General features: G+C 62.1%; 14 protein-coding genes. 3 read left to right on the forward strand and 11 right to left on the reverse strand.

Annotated features, from left to right (window positions below):
- Positions 1–233: 233 nt before the first annotated feature.
- The 3 genes from C0058_RS01320 to C0058_RS01330 all read right to left on the reverse strand — a co-directional run bounded on the left by C0058_RS01320 (position 234) and on the right by C0058_RS01330 (position 4,401).
- Positions 234–2,582, reverse strand: coding sequence for an FdhF/YdeP family oxidoreductase (locus C0058_RS01320; RefSeq protein WP_102367895.1), 2,349 nt, complete (start codon positions 2,580–2,582; stop codon positions 234–236).
- Positions 2,579–3,418, reverse strand: coding sequence for a formate dehydrogenase accessory sulfurtransferase FdhD (gene fdhD, locus C0058_RS01325; RefSeq protein WP_102367896.1), 840 nt, complete (start codon positions 3,416–3,418; stop codon positions 2,579–2,581). The genes C0058_RS01320 and fdhD overlap by 4 nt, the downstream gene beginning before the upstream one ends.
- 95 nt (positions 3,419–3,513) lie before the next feature.
- Positions 3,514–4,401, reverse strand: a complete 888-nt coding sequence (locus C0058_RS01330; protein WP_003213213.1) for a LysR family transcriptional regulator — start codon at positions 4,399–4,401, stop codon at positions 3,514–3,516.
- 130 nt (positions 4,402–4,531) lie between these two features.
- Between C0058_RS01330 and lysM the strand changes: the two genes are divergently transcribed.
- Positions 4,532–4,972 (forward strand): peptidoglycan-binding protein LysM, encoded by a 441-nt coding sequence (lysM, locus tag C0058_RS01335; protein ID WP_003213215.1) that lies wholly within the window; start codon positions 4,532–4,534, stop codon positions 4,970–4,972.
- A 119-nt stretch (positions 4,973–5,091) separates the two neighbouring features.
- Here the strand turns inward: lysM and yrfG are convergent, their stop codons facing one another.
- On the reverse strand, positions 5,092–5,754 hold the full coding sequence (gene yrfG, locus C0058_RS01340; RefSeq protein WP_102367897.1) for a GMP/IMP nucleotidase: 663 nt from the start codon (positions 5,752–5,754) through the stop codon (positions 5,092–5,094).
- A gap of 87 nt (positions 5,755–5,841) precedes the next feature.
- Here yrfG and nudE point away from each other — a divergent pair, with 87 nt between their 5' ends.
- Both nudE and cysQ read left to right on the forward strand, forming a co-directional pair.
- Positions 5,842–6,408 (forward strand): ADP compounds hydrolase NudE, encoded by a 567-nt coding sequence (nudE, locus tag C0058_RS01345; RefSeq protein WP_003213218.1) that lies wholly within the window; start codon positions 5,842–5,844, stop codon positions 6,406–6,408.
- The gene (gene cysQ / locus C0058_RS01350) at positions 6,405–7,241 is read left to right on the forward strand and encodes a 3'(2'),5'-bisphosphate nucleotidase CysQ (protein WP_003213220.1); all 837 of its coding nucleotides are present in this window, start codon (positions 6,405–6,407) and stop codon (positions 7,239–7,241) included. The genes nudE and cysQ overlap by 4 nt, the downstream gene beginning before the upstream one ends.
- A gap of 113 nt (positions 7,242–7,354) precedes the next feature.
- On the opposite strand, the gene C0058_RS01355 is transcribed toward cysQ, so the two are convergent.
- The 7 genes from C0058_RS01355 to rfbB are packed head-to-tail and all read right to left on the reverse strand — an operon-like array spanning position 7,355 to position 14,427.
- The gene (locus C0058_RS01355) at positions 7,355–7,810 is read right to left on the reverse strand and encodes a YiiD C-terminal domain-containing protein (RefSeq protein WP_003213222.1); all 456 of its coding nucleotides are present in this window, start codon (positions 7,808–7,810) and stop codon (positions 7,355–7,357) included.
- 27 nt (positions 7,811–7,837) lie between these two features.
- On the reverse strand, positions 7,838–9,223 hold the full coding sequence (locus C0058_RS01360) for a sigma-54 dependent transcriptional regulator (RefSeq protein WP_003213224.1): 1,386 nt from the start codon (positions 9,221–9,223) through the stop codon (positions 7,838–7,840).
- Positions 9,220–11,028: an ATP-binding protein gene (locus C0058_RS01365; protein WP_023659335.1), complete on the reverse strand. Its 1,809-nt coding sequence runs from the start codon at positions 11,026–11,028 to the stop codon at positions 9,220–9,222. The genes C0058_RS01360 and C0058_RS01365 overlap by 4 nt, the downstream gene beginning before the upstream one ends.
- Before the next feature lie 36 nt (positions 11,029–11,064).
- Positions 11,065–11,934: a dTDP-4-dehydrorhamnose reductase gene (gene rfbD, locus C0058_RS01370; RefSeq protein WP_102367898.1), complete on the reverse strand. Its 870-nt coding sequence runs from the start codon at positions 11,932–11,934 to the stop codon at positions 11,065–11,067.
- Positions 11,931–12,476 (reverse strand): dTDP-4-dehydrorhamnose 3,5-epimerase, encoded by a 546-nt coding sequence (gene rfbC / locus C0058_RS01375; RefSeq protein WP_008435750.1) that lies wholly within the window; start codon positions 12,474–12,476, stop codon positions 11,931–11,933. The genes rfbD and rfbC overlap by 4 nt, the downstream gene beginning before the upstream one ends.
- Positions 12,473–13,348 carry a glucose-1-phosphate thymidylyltransferase RfbA gene (rfbA, locus tag C0058_RS01380; RefSeq protein WP_032899443.1) on the reverse strand — a complete coding sequence of 292 codons (876 nt, stop codon included), beginning with the start codon at positions 13,346–13,348 and terminating at the stop codon, positions 12,473–12,475. Before rfbA ends, rfbC begins: the two co-directional genes overlap by 4 nt.
- Complete coding sequence (gene rfbB / locus C0058_RS01385) at positions 13,345–14,427, reverse strand: dTDP-glucose 4,6-dehydratase (RefSeq protein ID WP_008435746.1); 1,083 nt, start codon at positions 14,425–14,427, stop codon at positions 13,345–13,347. The genes rfbA and rfbB overlap by 4 nt, the downstream gene beginning before the upstream one ends.
- Positions 14,428–14,536: the final 109 nt, after the last annotated feature.

A 14,536-nucleotide genomic window follows, 5' to 3' on the forward strand; every position in this document is an offset into this window, starting at 1 on the left:
CGCGATCCTGAGGTTGTATCGAGACGGTGACAATCGAAACCCGACCAGTGGTATGGGTTGTATACAATTCTCTAAGTTACTGTTTTGTATGAGGAACTTAAGTGAGTTTTGCGAGTCTTTAGTTACTTCGGAACGGCCGCTTTTATGCAAAAGCGGCCTTTTTTGTGCCCGTAAGAAACTCGGGTGCTGTCTGTGGCGAGGGAGCTTGCTCCCTCGCCACAATGAGGTGTCGCTTAGGCCGACTTCGCCATGATCAAGCCGGTTGCACTCGCTGCTTCCAGGCGGATCGCTACAAACTTCGACGTTGGCGTATGGCTGCCATCCCCCGTGCTTTCCAGCGGCACCAGCGGATTCACTTCCGGGTAATAAGCCGCAGCCTGCCCCGCCGGAATATCAAATGCCAGCAAGGTAAAGCCCTTCACCCGACGCTCACGGCCGTCGTCCCAGATCGACACGATGTCAGCCTTCTGCCCCGGCTTGAAGCCCAGGCGGATGATGTCGGCTTCATTGACGAACAACACATCCCGCTGGCCCTTGACCCCACGATAGCGGTCGTCCAGGCCATAGATGGTGGTGTTGTACTGATCGTGGGAGCGCATCGACTGCATGATCAGGTCCGGCAATTGCCCGGTGTTGCGGGTGCGTTCGTGCACCAGGTCCTTGGGCAGGATGTTCGGGCGGAAGTTGGCGCGGCCCGACGGGGTGTTCCAGCGACGGGCGCCAGCCGAGTTGCCCAGGTAGAAACCGCCCGGGTTTTTCAGGCGCTCGTTGAAGTCCTTGAAGCCCGGAATGGTGTCGGCGATCAGGTCGCGAATACGGTCGTAATCGGCCACCAGCCAGTTCCAGTCCACCGGCTTGCTGCCCAGGGTGGCGGCGGCAATGCCCGCCAGAATCGCAGGCTCGGATTTCATCTGTTTCGACAGCGGCTGCAGTTGGCCGTTGGAGGCGTGGACCATGCTGAATGAGTCTTCAACGGTCACGGCTTGCGGACCTTCGGCCTGGATGTCGATGTCGGTGCGGCCCAGGCATGGCAGGATCAGCGCGTCCTTGCCATGCATCAGGTGGCTGCGGTTGAGCTTGGTGCTGATCTGTACGGTCAGGTCGCAATTGCGCAGTGCTTCAAAGGTGCGTGGGCTGTCCGGCGTGGCTTGGGCGAAGTTGCCGCCCAAACCGATAAAGACCTTGGAGCGGCCTTCGAGCATGGCGTGAATCGCTTCCACCACGTTGTGGCCGTTATCGCGCGGCACCTGGAACTGGAAACGACGCTCCAGGGAATCGAGGAACGCCACCGGTGGCCGTTCGTTGATGCCCATGGTGCGGTCGCCCTGCACGTTACTGTGGCCACGCACCGGGCACAGGCCTGCGCCCGGGCGGCCGATGTTGCCGCGCAGCAGCATCAGGTTGGCGATTTCCTGGATGGTCGGCACCGAGTGGCGATGCTGGGTGATGCCCATCGCCCAGCACATGATCACGTTCTTGCCTTTGGCGTACATGCGCGCCGCTTGCTCGATCTCCACCAGGGTCAGGCCGGACTGCTCGACGATTTCATCCCATGAGGTGTCGTCGATCTTGCCCAGGTAATCCAGCACGTTGGCGGTGTGTTCGTTGAGGAAGTCGTGGTCGAACACGGCCTCCTTGCCTTCGGCCTGGGCCTGGCGTTCCCACAGCAGCAGGAACTTGGCCATGCCCCGCAGGATGGCCATGTCGCCTCCCAGCGCCGGGCGGAAGTAGGCGGTGTTGGTTGGCTTGTCGCCGTTGGTGAGCATTTCCAGCGGGTGTTGCGGGTGCTGGAAGCGTTCCAGGCCACGCTCTTTCAGCGGGTTGATGCACACCACCTGGGCGCCGCGTTTTACCGCTTCGCGCAGTGGCTCCAGCATGCGTGGGTGGTTGGTGCCGGGGTTCTGGCCCCAGACGAAAATCGCATCCGCATGCTCGAAGTCATCGAAGGTCACGGTGCCTTTGCCCACGCCCACGCTTTGCGCCAGGGCGACGCCGCTGGCTTCGTGGCACATGTTCGAGCAGTCCGGGAAGTTGTTGGTGCCGTAGGCGCGCACAAACAGTTGATACAGGTAAGCCGCTTCGTTGCTGGCCCGGCCCGAGGTATAGAACTCGGCCATGTCCGGGTTTGGCAGCGCATTGAGGTGCTTGCCGATCAAGTCGAAAGCCGATTCCCAACTGATAGGTTTGTAACGGTCGGTTTCGGCGTCGTAGCTCATCGGCTCGGTCAGGCGGCCTTGGTACTCAAGCCAGTAGTCGCTCTGCTCCAGCAGCGCGCTGACGCTGTGCTTGGCGAAGAATGCCGCGTCGACCCGGCGCTTGGTGGCTTCCCAGTTGACCGCCTTGGCGCCGTTCTCGCAGAACTTGACCATGCCGCTTTCCGGCGAGTCGCCCCAGGCGCAGCCCGGGCAGTCGAAGCCGCCGTTCTGGTTGGTCTTGAGCATCATGCGGATGTTTTTCAGCGCGTTGTCGCTGGTCAGCCAGGCTTGCGCCACGCTGATCAGTGCGCCCCAACCACCCGCCGGGCCTTTATAGGGCTTGTAGCGCGGGGTGGGTTTGTCGTCGGCTTGATGATGATTACTCACGCTTGATTCTCCATCGCAGGGCTATAGACCCGCGGCGCACTTTTCTGCGGCAGGTGGATGAGATTGAGGTTGTGCCGGCGAGCCCATTGCAGGGCCAGGCCGGTGGGCGACGACAGGCTGACCAGGGTCTGGATGCCTGCACGCAAGACTTTCTGGATCAGTTCGAGGCTGCAGCGACTGGTAACAATCGCCAGGCCGCCGTCGGTCGGAATCTTTTGGCGGATCAGCGCACCGATCAGCTTGTCGAGGGCGTTATGCCGGCCGATGTCTTCACGGCCCAGCAGCAATTCGCCCTGGTTGTTCATGAACACCGCCGCATGCACCGCGCCGCTGTACTGGCCCAGCGGTTGGAACGCGCTGATGCGCTGGCGCAGGCCATCCAGCCATTCGGCAGGCGGCAACGGCGCGCCGGGCAACACCTTGAGGTTGGGCAGCGCCTGCTCCACGGCTTCTACGCCGCACAGCCCACAGCCACTGGTGCCGGCAAGTTGCCGGCGCTGCTGCTTCATATTCCAGAACGCGCGGCTGGAAATCTGCACCTGAGCGTATTGGGTCGAGCCCGAACCGCTGATTTTCAGGTCATAAATGTCGCTAACGTCTTCGATAATGCCGCTACCGATGCTGAATCCGACAATAAAGTCTTCAAGGTCGTTCGGCGTCACCAGCATCACCGCCTGGCTGATGTCGTTATAGGCAATCGCCAACGCGACTTCCTCGGCAAGCGCGGTGCTGGCCGATTCGGTGTGTTCGAGATTACAAAACTGGTAGCTCTGGCTGGCGGCGGGCGCGGGCGTTTCGAGGGCGGGCGCCGCGCAGACTGGGCGCTGGGCGTTCATTGGGCATTACCACCGGGAGTATTCAGCTGTAAGACTAGGCGCGACAAAGGGTCGCGTCTAATCGTCAGTACTGATCTACCGATAGATGCCGTCGATCAAGTCTCGATCAGCGATTTCTGATATAGCGCAAAACACGCTTCCGCCAAGGCCGAACGGGGTGCACTGCGGCGCATGATTAACCCCAGGCGAGCCAAAGTGTGAGCGTCTTCAATGGGTTGCAGGCGCAGGTGCTCGGTGAGGGCGTCGAGGCCGCCGTCCAGTGGCATCACCGCGCAACACAGGCCGCCGTGCACCGCTTGTAACAATTGATGGACGGCATCGGTCTGCAACAGCGGCTGCGGGTTGAGGCCACGGCTGTGGAAGTTATGGTCGATGGACTGGCGAAAGTGCATGCCGCTGGTGAGCATGCCCAAGGGCAGTTCGATCAGCGCCTCCCAACTCAGGGGCTTGTCGCCGAAGCTGAAGAACCGTTGGTCGTACAGCAGGCCCATGCGGGTTTCGCCCAGGGCCAGGGAGTCGAAACGTTCGGCGTCCAGGCGCTCGAGGTACGACACACCGAGGTCCAGGCGGTTGCTGGCAAGTTGTTCAAGGATTTGCTCGGAGCTTAACGCGGACAACTCAAAGCGCAGGCTGGGGTGTTCCTTGTGCAGCTTCTGCATCAACGCCAGCGGATCGAAGCTCGACAACGGCACCACCCCCAGGCGCAACGTGCCTACCAGGTTGCCGCGACACGCAGCGGCCTCGGCCTGCAAGCCGTCATAGGCCGCCAGCACCGTGCGTGCCCAGGCCAGCACGCGTTCGCCGGGGGCGGTAAAGCCTTCGAAGCGCTGCCCGCGATTGACCAGCGGCAACTGCAGCTCTTCCTCCAGGCTGCGCAGGCGCATCGACAGGGTCGGCTGGGTGATATGGCAGCGCGCCGCCGCCTGGCCGAAGTGACGGGTTTCGTCGAGGGCGATGAGGAATTTCAGCTGTTTGATGTCCATCTTCGCTCCGGGCTTATTCCAATGCGGTGGGATTCTAGCGTGTTTGGGTCTTTGGTCAGGCTGGAACCCAATTCTGTAGGACTGGTCTAGTCTTTGGCATCTGGAAATTAAATCCCAAGGAGAGCGCACCATGAGTCTTTTAAGCTTTGTTAAGGAAGCAGGCGAGAAGTTGATTGACCTGTTGACACCGGGTAATGCCAACGCGAGCGAGCAGTTAAAAGAGCACGTGGCCAAGGTTGGATTGGGTAACCCCAATGTGCAAACCACCGTCGACGGTGACAAGGTGACCGTGACAGGTGAAGTCGCCAGCCAGGAAGAGAAAGAGAAGATATTGCTGGCGCTGGGCAACATCGCCGGCGTTGCGAGTGTTGATGACCAGATCACCGTTTCCGGTCCTGCTGTCGCGGCGGCCCGCTTTGTCGTGGTGAAAAAGGGCGACACCCTGAGCGCTATTTCGCTGGCGGTGTATGGCAACGCCAACCAGTACAACAAAATCTTCGAGGCCAACAAGCCGCTGCTGTCCCATCCGGACAAAATCTACCCAGGGCAGACGCTGCGTATTCCTGAGTAATCCGCGGACCCAATGTGGGAGCGGGCTTGCTCGCGAAAGCGGTGGATCAGTCAATATATTCAGGGCTGACACACCGTATTCGCGAGCAAGCCCGCTCCCACATTGGACCTTCAGCGTTGTTACAAACCTACGATCAAGTCCCGGTAATCCTCAACCGCTGCAAACTCCGCCGTGTCCTTGGGCCCCTTCCGGCTGTCCGGTTCCTTCACCGCCAGCAAGTGCCCCACGCCAAAATCCCGGGCGCTGCGCAGGATCGGCAAGGTGTCGTCGATAAACAGGCTGCGGGCCGGGTCGAAGGCGATGTCGGCGTGCAGGGCGTCCCAGAACTGCGGGTTTTCCTTGGCGAAACCATAGTCATGGGAGCTGATCAGTCGCTCGAAATAAGGCGCCAACTCGATGCGTTCCAGCTTCAACGACAGCGAATCCCGATGGGCGTTGGTGATCAGGATCACCCGCTTGCCCGCCTGTTTGATCGCCGCCAGGAAGGTGTCGGCATCCGGGCGCAAGGCAATCAGGTGTGCGGTTTCCAGCTTGAGCTCGCGCACCGGGATCTTGAGTTCGGCGCTCCAGAAATCCAGGCAATACCATTGCAACTGTCCGGCGTTACGCTCGAACAGCGGCTGCAGCTCCATCTCGGCCATGGCCCGGCTCACACCATGCAACTCGGCATAGCGCTGGGGCAGGTGCTCCATCCAGAAATGGTTGTCGAAGTGCAGGTCGAGCAAGGTGCCGTCCATGTCCAGCAGGACGGTGTCGATGGCGTGCCAGGGCAATGGAGGCATAAAGAACACTCATGTAAGAAAAGATATCCGACACAGACAATCGGAAAAGCCACGGTATAGTAACCCGATCACGCCAAGGAGCCGCTCATGCGCCAGAAACCCACCGTCCTCGCCCGCGAAATAGTCGCCAGTAGCCGTTTGTTCCGCGTGGAGGAAGTGCAATTGCGCTTTTCCAATGGCGTGGAGCGGACCTACGAGCGCCTGGTGGGCAGGGGGGCCGGTTATGGCGCGGTGATGATCGTGGCGATGATCGACTCGGACCATGCGTTGCTGATCGAAGAATATTGCGGCGGCACCGACGAGTATGAACTGTCACTGCCCAAGGGCCTGATCGAACCGGGCGAAGACGTGTTGGCGGCAGCCGACCGTGAGCTCAAGGAAGAAGCCGGTTTCGGCGCCCGCCAGTTGGAGCACATCACCGAGCTGTCGCTGTCCCCCGGCTACATGAGCCAGAAAATCCAGGTGGTGCTGGCCACCGAACTGTATGAAGAGCGCCTGGAAGGCGACGAGCCCGAGCCGATGCGCGTCGACCGGGTCAACCTGCGGGAGCTCTCGCAGTTGGCGCAGAACGAGCAGTTCAGCGAGGGCCGCGCGTTGGCCGCGCTGTACCTGGTACGCGACCTGTTGACTCAACGTGGAGCGTTCCAGCCATGAGCGAACTGTTCCTGGGTCACCCGTTTATTGCCCCCGCGATCGAATTGGCCCGCCAGGCTGGCGAGGTCATCCTGCCGTATTGGCGCGCCGATGTTGCCGTCACCACCAAGACCGATGATTCACCGGTCACTGCCGCCGACTTGGCTGCCCATCACTTGATCCTCGCCGGGCTGACTGCGTTGGACCCGAGCATTCCGGTGCTGTCGGAGGAAGACGCGGACATTGACCAGAGCGTGCGCGCCGGTTGGCAGCGCTGGTGGCTGGTGGACCCGCTGGATGGCACCAAGGAATTCATCTCCGGCAGCGAGGAGTTCACCGTCAACATCGCGCTGATCGAAAAAGGCCGCGTGGTGTTCGGTGTGGTGTCGATGCCTACCAGCGGTCGGTGCTACTTCGGGGGTGCCGGGCTGGGTGCCTGGCGTTCCGATGTAGGTGCTGCGCCCAAGCAAATCCAGGTGCGCCAGACCCCGGCGAGCGGTGAAGCATTTACCGTGGTTGCCAGTCGTCGCCACACGAGCCCTGAACAGGATCGCTTGCTCGCTGGCTTGAGTGCCGGATTGGGCGAGTTGAAGCTGGCCAATATCGGCAGTTCTTTGAAGTTTTGCCTGTTGGCTGAGGGCAGCGCCGATTGCTACCCGCGCCTGGCGCCCACCTCGCAGTGGGACACCGCTGCGGCACAGGGTGTGCTGGAAGGAGCGGGCGGTGAAGTGCTGGAATTGAATGGGCAGCCGTTCAGTTACCCGGCGCGGGAATCGCTGTTGAATCCATTCTTTTTGGCACTGCCGGCCAAGGCTGAATGGCGTGAGCGGTTGCTGACTCTGGCCCGTTCTTAAACACAGCGCCGGTCAAAAATGTGGGAGCGGGCTTGCTCGCGAAGGCAGTGTGTCAGTCACCAGATGTATTGGCTGATCCACCGCTTTCGCGAGCAAGCCCGCTCCCACATTTGTTATGTGTGCAGGACGTACTGCCCGGTAAAGGCCACGGCCCGCTCTTCACTGCCCTCGTTGACGATCCATGTCTCCAGCGCCAAGCGCGCCCGGCCATAACGCTTGTAGGTGGCGACGAATCGCTTCCACACCTTGTCATCAGGCGCCTGGCAAATCGCCGTCGCATCGGTAGTCACCGGCAGCGGATAACTGATCTGCCCTTCCTGAATCACGATATGCCCGTCTTCAATCCCTTCCTCGCGCAACTGCAAATGCAGCCAGCCCCAACCTGCCAGCACGGCGCCGCAATACAGGCTGCCGCCAAACATGGTGCTCTTGTGGTTGATGTTGGCGTCGAGCGGCAAGCGCAGTTGCAGCTGCCGGTCCTGCCAGTCGATAACCTTGAGGCCCATTTCCCGGGTCAGGGGAATGTCGTGGTGAAGGATCGATTCCAGGTAACGGCTATCGCGACTCATGGTGGCCTCGTGGCAGGGGGAAAAGGGTCATTCGTCGTCAGCGTGACTGTTGCCGCTGTCGGCGAAGTTCAGCCCGTGCTTGCGCAGTTTGTCGTGCAGGGTTTTACGCGGCACGCCCAATGCCTCGGCGAGGCTGCGCATGGAGTTGTGGGTGCGTGCCAGTTCGGCGGCGATCAGGCTTTTTTCAAACTGTTCGACCTGTTCGCTCAAGCCGCCGGGCGTGCTGGTGAGGATGCCCGGCGAAGGACTGTCCGGGGTGCTGTCCAGCGCCAGTTCAAGGCCCAGGGCGAAACGCTCGGCGGCGTTTTGCAGCTCGCGGACATTGCCCGGCCAGCTGTGACGCAACAACAACGCGCGCTGGCCCGGTTGCAGCTCTTTCATCGGTAGCCCGTGGCGTGTGCTGGCTTCGTCGGCAAAGTGCTGGAACAGCATCAACGCATCCTCACCCCGTTCGCGCAGCGGTGGAATGCGCAGCGGCGCAACGTTGAGGCGGTAATACAAGTCCGCCCGGAAGCGCCCCTGGTCGGCGGACTGGCGCAGGTCTTCCTTGGTGGCGGCGATGATGCGGATATCCAGCGGGATCAGCTGGTTGCCCCCCAGACGCTCGACCACACGCTCCTGCAACAGCCGCAGCAGCTTGACCTGCACATCCAGGCTCATGCTTTCGATTTCGTCGAGAAACAGCGTGCCGCCGTTGGCGAATTCGAATTTGCCGATGCGCCGCTTCTGGGCGCCGGTAAAGGCCCCGGGCTCATGCCCGAACAACTCGCTTTCCACCACCGACTCGGCCAGGGCGCCGGCGTTGATCGCCACAAACGGGCCGCTGCGGCGGTTCGACAGATCGTGCAGCGCACGCGCTACCACTTCCTTGCCGGCACCGGTTTCACCGAGGATCAGCACATCAGCCTTGGTCGCCGCCAGCGCGCCAATCTGCTCGCGCAGGCGCAGCATTTGCGGGGAGTGGCCCACCAGGCGTGTACTCAATTGCTGACGGTCGCTCAGGGCCAGGCGCAGGCTGCGGTTGTCCAGCACCAGGCGGCGCAGGGCCAGGGCGCGGCGCACGCTGTCGAGCAGGGCGTCACTGGCGAAGGGTTTTTCCAGGAAGTCGTAGGCGCCGGTGCGCATTGCCTGCACCGCCAGTGGCACGTCGCCGTGGCCGGTGATCAGCAGTACCGGCAGCTCCGGGTCCTGGGCGTGGAGTTCCTTCAACAGTTCCAGGCCGTCCATGCCGGGCATGCGGATGTCGCTCACCACAACCCCCGGCCAATCCCGGGACAGGCGCGCGGTCAGGCCCTGGGCTTCGCCGAGGGTCAGGACTTTCAGCCCGGCCAGGTCCAGGGTCTGGCAGAGGGCCTGACGCAGGTGTGGATCATCGTCGATCAACACCACCTGAATCTGGTTATCGATACTCATACACTGCGGTCCTCGGACGGTTGCAGACTGACACCCGGTGCTCCGGCGCGCAGTTTCAAGGTTAACAGTGCGCCGCCTTCCTTGTGGTTGGCGAACAACAGTTCACCGCCAAAGGCGCGCATCAGGGTGTCGCAGATCGCCAGGCCCAACCCCAGGCCCTGGGTGCGGGTCTTGGTGGTGTAGAAGGGCTCGCTGGCGCGGCCCAGGGCTTCCATGCAGAAACCCGGGCCGTTGTCGCGAATGTACAGGTTGACGCCCTGTTCGGTGGTTTGGGCACTCAGCCAGAGTTTGCGCGGCGGGCCTTTTTCGGTCAGGGCGTCCAGAGCGTTGGCCAGCAGGTTGCCCAGCACCTGGCGCAGGCGGGTTTCGCCGGCCGCCACCCACAAGGTGGCCTCGGGCAGGTCGCGGATCAGTTCCACTTCCATTGCCCGCCGCCGCTTGGCCAGCAGCGCCAGGGCATCGTCCAGGGCCGGTTGCAGGGCCACGCTTTCCGGCGCATGCCGGTCGCGTCGGGCGAAGGCGCGCAAGTGAGCGATGATCGAGGCCATGCGCCCGGTCAACTCGCTGATCAGCTTGAGGTTGCCACGGGCGTCGTCGGTGCGCTCATGGTCGAGCAAAATCCCGGCGTTTTCCGCGTAGCTGCGAATCGCCGCCAACGGCTGGTTGAGTTCATGGCTGATACTCGCCGACATGGTGCCCAGCGCCGACAACTTGCCGGCCTGCACCAGGTCATCCTGAGCCCGCACCAATTCCTGCTGGGCATGTTCGCGTTCCAGCACTTCCTGCTTCAGCCGACGGTTGAGGCCTTCCAGGTCGCTGGTCCGCTCGATCACGCGCATCTCCAGTTCGCGACGGGCCTTGGCTTCGAAGGCGATGCGTTCCAGGTAGTGACGACGGCGCTGCATCATCAGGCCGAGCAACAGCATCAGCACCAGCAAGGCGGCGCCACCCACCGCGACCACGGTGCGCACCGGGCGGCTGATCAAGGTGCGCGGCGCGAGAATCTCGACTTTCCAGCCGGTTTCGGCGATGTCGGTGGATTGGCGCACCCACGCCGTCGGGCTGAGGCTCAGCGGCTGCGGGTCGCGGGTCGGATAGGGCTGGATGGCGATGATGGCGCGGCGTTCTTCATCCGTCAGCGGCCGGGTGGCACGAAAGCGCCATTGCGGGCGCGAGGTCAGGATCACCACGCCGTTGTGGTCGGTGACCAGCAGTTGTTCGGGGGTGTTGCCCCACAGGCTTTCGGTGTGGTCCAGGTCGACCTTTACCACCAGCACACCGATGATCTTGTCGCCATCGCGTACGGCGGCGGCGAAGAAGTAACCGCGCTTGGCTGAGGTGGTGCCCAGGCCGAAGAAGCGCCCGAGGCGCCCGGCCATGGCTTCGCTGAAGTAGGGGCGAAAGGAAAAATTACGCCCGACGAAGCTGTCCTGCTTGTCCCAGTTGGACGCGGCGAGGGTCTTGCCGGTGGTGTCCATCAGGTACATCACTTCCACCCCGGCCTGCGCGGCAACGTCCTTGAGCAGGTGGTTGGCATTGACCAGGTTGGTGCTGACGTGAGGCGCGTCGATGGCGGTGCGCAGGGCCGGCAGGTCACCGAGAATTTGTGGCAACACTTCGTAGCGGTGCAGGGTGCCCAGCAGGTTGGCGACGTACAGGTCCAGCGTCTGGCGGTTCTGGCCGGCCAGTTCGTTGCGGTAATAACGCTCGGCCAAGTGCTCCAGCGGCCACAACAGCGGTGCCAGGCATAGCGCCAGCAATGCCAGGCTGCGCCAGCGGGGTCTTCGCGGAAGGGGTGGAGTCATCGGAGTCATGCGCCTGTGGGTACAGGCGCATTATGCCTAGTGCTGCTCGGCAAGACACTCGCGCAATGCGTCATGCCACTGCGGTTGCGAGACATGCCATTGCTGTTGCAGGCGGCTGCAATCGAGGCGCGAGTTCAGCGGGCGCCTGGCCGGCGTTGGATAGGCGCTGGAGGGAATAGCTTCCAGCTCGGCGCAGGCACGACCGTTGGCCCGTAGTTGCTCGCCGATGGCCTGGGCAAAGCCGAACCACGAGGTCTCGCCCTGGGCCGTCAGGTGGTAGACACCCCAATCCCCGGCCTGGCCCGCCTGCCAGCGCTCGATCAGTGTACGGGTGCTGTTGGCGATGGTCCCGGCCCAGGTCGGCGCGCCGATCTGGTCGGCGACGATGCGCATCTGCGGTTTTTCCTGCAGCAGGCGTTGCATGGTCAGCAGGAAGTTCTTGCCGTGGGTCGAGTAGACCCAGCTGGTGCGCAGGATCAGGTGTTCACCGCCGACGGCCGCGATCGCCTGTTCGCCCGCCAGCTTGCTTGCGCCATAGACGCCCAGCGGGTTGGTTGCGTCGTCCTCGTTGTAGGGGGCGGCCTTGCTGCCGTCGAACACGTAGTCGGTGGAATAGTGAATCAGCGGAATGCCCAGTGCCTTGGCTTCCTCGGCGAAAATCCCGGGCGCGGTGGCGTTGATGGCGAAGGCCACGTCCGGCTCGCTCTCGGCTTGATCGACGGCCGTATGGGCGGCTGCGTTGATGATCAGGCCCGGGCGATGGGCGCGTACCTGGTCGCGGATCTGCTCGGGATGCGCCAGGTCCAGTTGATCGCGGCCCAGCACGATCAACTCGCCCAGGCCCCGGAGACGTTGTTGCAACTCCCGGGAGACTTGGCCATGTTGGCCGCTGATAAGGATTTTCATGGGAACAGGTCGGCCTCTTGCAGGCTTTTCCCGGCCTGGTCCTTGGCGGACAGTTGCGGCGTCTCCGTCAGTTCCCAGTCGATGGCCAGCGTCGGGTCGTTCCAGAGGATGCAACGCTCGGCGCTCGGCTGGTAGTAATCGGTGGTCTTGTAGAGGAACTCGGCGTAGTCGCTCAGCACCACAAAGCCGTGGGCGAAACCTTCCGGTACCCACAACTGGCGATGGTTATCGGCGCTAAGCCGCACGCCCACCCATTGCCCGAAGTTGGGCGAGCTGCGGCGGATGTCGACGGCCACATCCAGCACTTCGCCGGCGATGACGCGCACCAGTTTGCCCTGGGTATGTTCGAGCTGGTAATGCAGGCCGCGCAGCACGCCTTTTTGCGAGCGCGAGTGGTTGTCCTGCACGAAATCACGCTTGAGCCCGGTGGCCTCTTCGAAGGCGCGGGCGTTGAAGCTTTCGTAGAAAAAGCCGCGCTCGTCACCGAACACTTTCGGTTCGATGATCAATACGCCTGGCAACGACGTGTCGGTGACCTTCATTTTTGCTCCCCGGCCAGTGAATACAGGTATTGGCCGTAGCCGGTCTTGCCGAAGTACTTGGCCCGCTCCAGCAAGTGGTCACGGTCGATCCAGCCGTTCTCGTAGGCGATTTCTTCCAGGCACGCCACTTTCAAACCCTGGCGGTGCTCGATGGTCTGCACATACGTCGAGGCCTCCAGCAGGCTGTCGTGGGTGCCGGTGTCGAGCCAGGCGAAACCACGGCCGAAGCGCTCCACGTGCAGGTCGCCACGATTGAGGTAGGCGTTGTTGACGTCGGTGATTTCCAATTCGCCGCGCGGCGATGGCTTGACCGCCTTGGCGATCCTGATCACGTCGTTGTCGTAGAAATACAGGCCGGTCACCGCGTAGCTCGACTTTGGCTTGGCTGGTTTTTCCTCGATGGACAGCGCGCGGCCCTGGCTGTCGAAGTCGATCACGCCGAAACGCTCCGGGTCCTTGACCCAGTAACCGAATACCGTGGCGCCAGATGGGCGTTCGGCAGCCGTGCGCAGTTGTTCGCCGAAGTGCTGGCCGTGGAAGATGTTGTCGCCCAGGATCAGGCATACCGGGTCATCGCCGATAAACTCTTCGCCAATCAAAAACGCCTGGGCCAGGCCGTCCGGGGACGGCTGCTCCGCATAAGTGAACCGCACGCCAAACTGGCTGCCATCGCCCAACAGGTTGCGGTATTGCGGCAGGTCTACCGGGGTGGAGATCACCAGGATTTCCTTGATCCCGGCCAGCATCAGCACCGAGATCGGGTAGTAGATCATCGGCTTGTCATACACCGGCAACAGTTGCTTGGAAACGCCCAGGGTAATGGGGTGCAAACGCGTGCCGGAGCCACCGGCCAGTACGATTCCCTTCATCATGCGATCAGATCCTTAAAGTCGGTGTTGCCCAGTCGTTCGCCTTGATAACTGCCGTCCTGGACCCTGCGGCACCATTCCAGGTTATCGAGGTACCACTGCACGGTTTTGCGCAGGCCGGTTTCAAAGGTTTCCTGCGGAACCCAGCCCAGCTCGCGTTCGATCTTGCTGGCGTCGATCGCATAGCGCTGGTCGTGGCCCGGGCGATCCTTGACGAAAGTGATCAGGTCAGTGAATTTCTCCACGCCCGCCGGGCGTTGTGGTGCCAGTTCTTCCAGCAGGCCGCAGATGCTGCGCACCACGTCGATATTCTTCTGCTCGTTATGGCCGCCGATGTTGTAGGTCTCGCCTACCACACCTTCAGTCACCACTTTGAACAGCGCGCGGGCGTGGTCTTCGACGAACAGCCAGTCGCGCACTTGCAGGCCGTCGCCGTACACCGGCAATGGTTTACCTGCGAGGGCGTTGAGGATCACCAGAGGAATCAGCTTCTCGGGAAAGTGGAACGGCCCGTAGTTGTTCGAGCAATTGGTCAACAGCACCGGCAGGCCGTAAGTGCGCTGCCAGGCGCGTACCAGGTGATCGGACGCGGCCTTGCTGGCCGAGTACGGCGAGCTTGGGGCGTAGGGCGTGGTTTCGGTGAACAGGTCATCGACGCCGTGCAGGTCGCCATACACTTCATCGGTGGAGATGTGGTGGAAGCGGAAGGCGCTCTTTGCCGGTTCTTCCAGCTTCTGCCAATAACCGCGTGCGGCCTCCAGCAGGCTGTAGGTGCCGACGATATTGGTCTGGATAAAATCCGACGGGCCGTCGATGGAACGGTCCACATGAGACTCGGCCGCCAGGTGCATGATCGCGTGGGGCTCAAAGCGCGCCAGTACGGCGCTGACGGTGGCCTGGTCGATGATATCGGCCTGGACAAACTCGTAGCGGCTGTTGCTCGCGATGCTGGCCAGCGACTCAAGATTGCCGGCGTAGGTCAATTTGTCCAGGTTGAGCACTTCGTGCCCGGTGTGTTGAATCAGGTGCCGGATCAGAGCGGAGCCGATGAATCCGGCGCCGCCGGTGATGAGAATGCGCATGTCGGAGGCCCTTTTCCTTAGACAGACATTAAGCGAATGGAGCATAGCTTGAGTTGTGGAGCCAGGTGGTGCAAGGGGCCACAGTCAGATTGACGGCACTGCGCGGGAC

The organism is Pseudomonas sp. NC02, assembly GCF_002874965.1.
In the GTDB taxonomy this organism is placed as follows: Bacteria; Pseudomonadota; Gammaproteobacteria; order Pseudomonadales; family Pseudomonadaceae; genus Aquipseudomonas.

Coding starts and splice junctions, on each gene's coding strand:
- fdhD (WP_102367896.1), bottom strand. CDS start 3,418: ATGAACGCCCAGCGCCCAGTCTGCGCGGCGCCCGCCCTCGAAACGCCC.
- C0058_RS01330 (WP_003213213.1), bottom strand. CDS start 4,401: ATGGACATCAAACAGCTGAAATTCCTCATCGCCCTCGACGAAACCCGT.
- lysM (WP_003213215.1), top strand. CDS start 4,532: ATGAGTCTTTTAAGCTTTGTTAAGGAAGCAGGCGAGAAGTTGATTGAC.
- yrfG (WP_102367897.1), bottom strand. CDS start 5,754: ATGCCTCCATTGCCCTGGCACGCCATCGACACCGTCCTGCTGGACATG.
- nudE (WP_003213218.1), top strand. CDS start 5,842: ATGCGCCAGAAACCCACCGTCCTCGCCCGCGAAATAGTCGCCAGTAGC.
- cysQ (WP_003213220.1), top strand. CDS start 6,405: ATGAGCGAACTGTTCCTGGGTCACCCGTTTATTGCCCCCGCGATCGAA.
- C0058_RS01355 (WP_003213222.1), bottom strand. CDS start 7,810: ATGAGTCGCGATAGCCGTTACCTGGAATCGATCCTTCACCACGACATT.
- C0058_RS01360 (WP_003213224.1), bottom strand. CDS start 9,223: ATGAGTATCGATAACCAGATTCAGGTGGTGTTGATCGACGATGATCCA.
- C0058_RS01365 (WP_023659335.1), bottom strand. CDS start 11,028: ATGACTCCACCCCTTCCGCGAAGACCCCGCTGGCGCAGCCTGGCATTG.
- rfbD (WP_102367898.1), bottom strand. CDS start 11,934: ATGAAAATCCTTATCAGCGGCCAACATGGCCAAGTCTCCCGGGAGTTG.
- rfbC (WP_008435750.1), bottom strand. CDS start 12,476: ATGAAGGTCACCGACACGTCGTTGCCAGGCGTATTGATCATCGAACCG.
- rfbA (WP_032899443.1), bottom strand. CDS start 13,348: ATGATGAAGGGAATCGTACTGGCCGGTGGCTCCGGCACGCGTTTGCAC.
- rfbB (WP_008435746.1), bottom strand. CDS start 14,427: ATGCGCATTCTCATCACCGGCGGCGCCGGATTCATCGGCTCCGCTCTG.